Source organism: Micromonospora foliorum, assembly GCF_022229015.1.
In the GTDB taxonomy this organism is placed as follows: Bacteria; Actinomycetota; Actinomycetes; order Mycobacteriales; family Micromonosporaceae; genus Micromonospora; species Micromonospora foliorum.
Genome location: NZ_JAKKFF010000406.1, coordinates 1 through 3481, shown reverse-complemented (window position 1 = coordinate 3481; position 3481 = coordinate 1). Strand labels below are relative to the sequence as shown.

Annotated in this window: 3 protein-coding genes and 1 pseudogene; 3 read left to right on the top strand and 1 reads right to left on the bottom strand. The window is 72.7% G+C overall.

The annotated features are described in order from the left end of the window. Positions 1-336 (bottom strand): annotated as a pseudogene (locus PSH25_RS25895) (type VII secretion protein EccE); the annotation flags it as partial. A 162-nt stretch (positions 337-498) separates the two neighbouring features. Between PSH25_RS25895 and eccB the strand changes: the two are divergent. The 3 genes from eccB to PSH25_RS25880 form a co-directional block, all read left to right on the top strand. After that, positions 499-2121, top strand: coding sequence for a type VII secretion protein EccB (gene eccB, locus PSH25_RS25890; protein WP_238661534.1), 1623 nt, complete (start codon positions 499-501; stop codon positions 2119-2121). Positions 2122-2167: 46 nt separating this feature from the next. Further along, positions 2168-2578, top strand: coding sequence for a hypothetical protein (locus tag PSH25_RS25885; RefSeq protein WP_238661533.1), 411 nt, complete (start codon positions 2168-2170; stop codon positions 2576-2578). Then, a partial coding sequence (locus PSH25_RS25880; protein WP_238661532.1) for a WXG100 family type VII secretion target occupies positions 2571-3481 on the top strand: 911 nt, incomplete at its 3' end. The genes PSH25_RS25885 and PSH25_RS25880, both read left to right, overlap by 8 nt.

Sequence of the window (3481 nt, the reverse complement as noted above, 5' to 3'; positions counted from 1 at the left end):
CGCCGTGCCGCTGGCCAGCGCGGCCGAAGCGCGCTCGCCGCGTCGCCGCAGCCGTCGGCGTAGCAGCAGGTCCTCGAACCACCAGCGGCCACCTCGACGGGCGAAGGCCGCCAGGACGATCAGCAGCGCCGCCGCGCCCACCGCGGCGAGCACCCAGCTGGGTCCGGCGGTGGCGGCCCAGACGCCGACCACGCACAACTCCAGCACGACGAGCTGCCCGACCAACACGGGACCGACCCGCCCACGGCCAGGCCGCTCGGCCGGGGCCGCCGGCCGGGTCGGAACGTCGACAGGGTCCGTGACCGCTCGGGCGGGTGGCGCCTGAACCTGCGTCATCGCTGACTGTCCCTCCTGCACGGTACGGCTCTGCGCCGGGTCGGTCCGGTGCCGGCCACGAGCGGTGGTCCCAAGGAACCACCGTCCGCCCCTTATCGTAGGGAAGTCCGCGACGACGCCCCGACCCTGATCGTCGCGGATCCACCCCGCCGGAGGTAAGTCATGCGGACCCGCCGCGATCAGGTGCAGGCGTACCGCTTCGTCACCCGCCGCATCGTCTCCGCCTTGCTGTCGGGCGATCCGGAGACCACCAACCTGCCGATGCGACGGCTCGGCATGGCCGTCTTCGGCAGTGTCCTCGCCGCGGCCGTCGTGCTCGGTGGGGTGGGCGCCTACGGCCAGTTGACCGGTGGCGCGGCGCCGCTGGACGACCAGACCCTGGTCATCGAACGGGAGACCGGCGCGACGTACGTGTTCATCGGGGGGAAGCTGCACCCGACGCTCAACTACACCTCGGCGCGCCTCATCGTGAACGACGCGAGTGCCGCGGTGCGGACGGTGTCCCAGGCGTCCCTGCGGGACCGGCCCCGCGGCGTCACCCTCGGCATCGTCGGTGCACCGGACGCCCTGCCGGACCGCAAGTCGCTGACCGGGCTGCCCTGGTCGGTCTGCGACGTGCCCGACCCGGTCGACCGGCAGCGGTCCAGCACCCGGCTGGTGATCGACCGCGCGCTGCCCGGCGGCACGCCGCTGGGTGACCGGGCGGTGGTGGTCTCGGTGGACGACCAGCGGTACCTGATCACCAACAACACCCGGCTCCAGCTGCTCGACCCGTCCCGCACGATCACGGCGCTGCGGATGGCCGGCACCGAGCGACTCCAGGTCGGGCAGCAACTGCTCAACTCCGTGCCGGCCGGGCCACCGCTGCGCCGACCGTCGCTGACCGGCGAGGGCGAGCCGAGCAGCCGCAGGGTGGGCGGGCAGTCGTACACCGTCGGTTCGGTGTTCAAGGCCGCCGGTCGGCACTACGTGCTGACCCGTGACGCCCTGGTGTCGATCAGTGAGATCACCGCTCTGCTGCTCATCAGCAACGGCGGTCGGATCACCGACATCACCCCGAACCAGGCCAGCGAGGCGTTCGAGGAGCGGCGGATCGAGGAGGAGGGGATGCCCCCGACGATGCCCGCCCTCTACCCGGCCCAGCCCGGTCAGACCACGCTGTGCGCGACGTACCGGAAGGGCAGCGCGGGCGGCCCGCCGACCACCACCCTGGAGGTCTTCGACCGGGTGCCGGCCGAGCTGACCGAGAGCGATCCGGGCCTGGTGCCGGTGCGCCAGACCAGGCGCGACGCCGTACGCACCGCCGAGGCGGTGCTGCTGCCCGGCGGCAAGGGTGTCATCGCGCAGGCCTCGCCCGGCGCCGGGACCAGCGGCTCCGGCGCCGCCGGGTCGACGATCTACCTGATCAGCCCACAGGGCATCCGGTATCCGCTCGGCTCGGCGGCGACCCTGGAGGTGCTCGGCTACGGCGGGGTCACCCCGCTGGCGGTGCCCGGTTCGCTGCTCGCACTGATCCCGACCGGGCCGACTCTGAACCGCGAGGACGCGCTCGCCGTCTTCGCTCCGGAGGGGCCGGCGCCGGCCGCACCGCCGTCGGCCGCGCCGAGGTCAGGCTCGCCGTCGGCGGCGCCGCCCTCGGGCTCGCCGTCCGTCGCACCACCGTCGGGGTCGTCGTCCGCCGCGCCGCCGTCGGGGTCGACACCGTCGACTCCGGCCAGTGGCGCCCCGTCGAGCGGCGGGGCCGGCGGCGGAAGGTCCGTGGAATCGACCGACGCCGACGGCTGAGCAGCTTCGGCGGGTCGCCCGGAGTCGCACGGGTGGACTAACCTGGATGTCGCTGACGGTTGTCAACCAGAACGACGGGGATGTTGCCATGGCCGGGCGTACGGAAGTCGACCTGTTGTCCCTTGAGGACTTCCACGAGCACCTGGCGTCTCGGTTGAGCCAGGCCGAGTCGGTGCTGCGCAAGCTCAACACCGAGATGCAGTGCCGTCCTCCGGCGCTGGGCTCGTTCCTCGACGCCACTGACAACGCGCGTCGCTACAGCGACGTCCACCAGTCCTATGTCAAGCAGGCCGAACGGATCCGGCAGGCGGTGCTGGCGGCACAGCAGGCGACCAGCACGATCCTGAGCAACTACCGCACCGCCGAGGCGCGTAACGCGGCCAACGCCGACGATGTCACCGCCGCGCTGACCCCGGTCGACCGGGCGTTGCAGCCGAAGGAGGACGGGCGTGTCTGAATACACCCAGCGGTACCAGGGCAGCAGCCACCAGCAGCTGTACGACGGCCTGATGGCGGGCAAGCCGGAGCAGATCGAGGGCGTGGCCACCCAGTGGGCCGAGCTCAAGGGCATCCTCGACGGCCTCGGCCGGGAGCTGAGCGGCGACCTCGACAAGCTCGGCAACACCTGGACGGGTTCGGCAGGTCGGGAGTTCCACAGGCGACTCAGCCTGATCGTCGCCCACACCGACGCGTTGGGCGAGGGGATGGCCGGCATCAAGCAGGGGTTGACCATGATGGCCGACCATCTGCGCGCCGCCCACAAGCAGGCCGAGAGCCCGGAGGAGACCGACGACAACGACAAGGCGATCGGCGGTGCGATCAAGGGTGGCGCGGCCTTCGGTCTGACCGGTCTGATCGTCGGGGGCATCGCGGGTCACCAGCAGGACAAGGCAGAGCAGGAGAAGGCCCACCAGCGGATGGTGAACCTGGTGGCCGACCTGGCCAGCAGTTACGACATCTCCGCCTACGACCGGGTGGTCGACCCGCCGCCGCCCGATCCGGACACTCCGAGCACCGCCAGCAAGGATCCGACGACGCCACAGAGCGTCTCGGCCATCGCCAGGGTGTCCGGCGGCCCCACCACGGGCACTGACACCGGGCGTACGGGTGACGCGACCATCTCGACGCCCGACCGCGTCGCCCAACTGCCGGACGACGGTTCGCACCCGGACGAGGTCGGCTCGGGCACCGGTGGCGGCCCGGCTGTCGTCACCGGCCCGACCGGCACCGGCAGCGACCCCGCCGACCGTGGCACCTCCCTCGCCGGAGCGGACCCGCTGGTCGGCGGCGCACTGCTCGGCGGGGGTGCCGCCGGGCTGGTCGGTCTGTCCGGGCCGGGCGGCGTGCCCGCCGGGTCGAG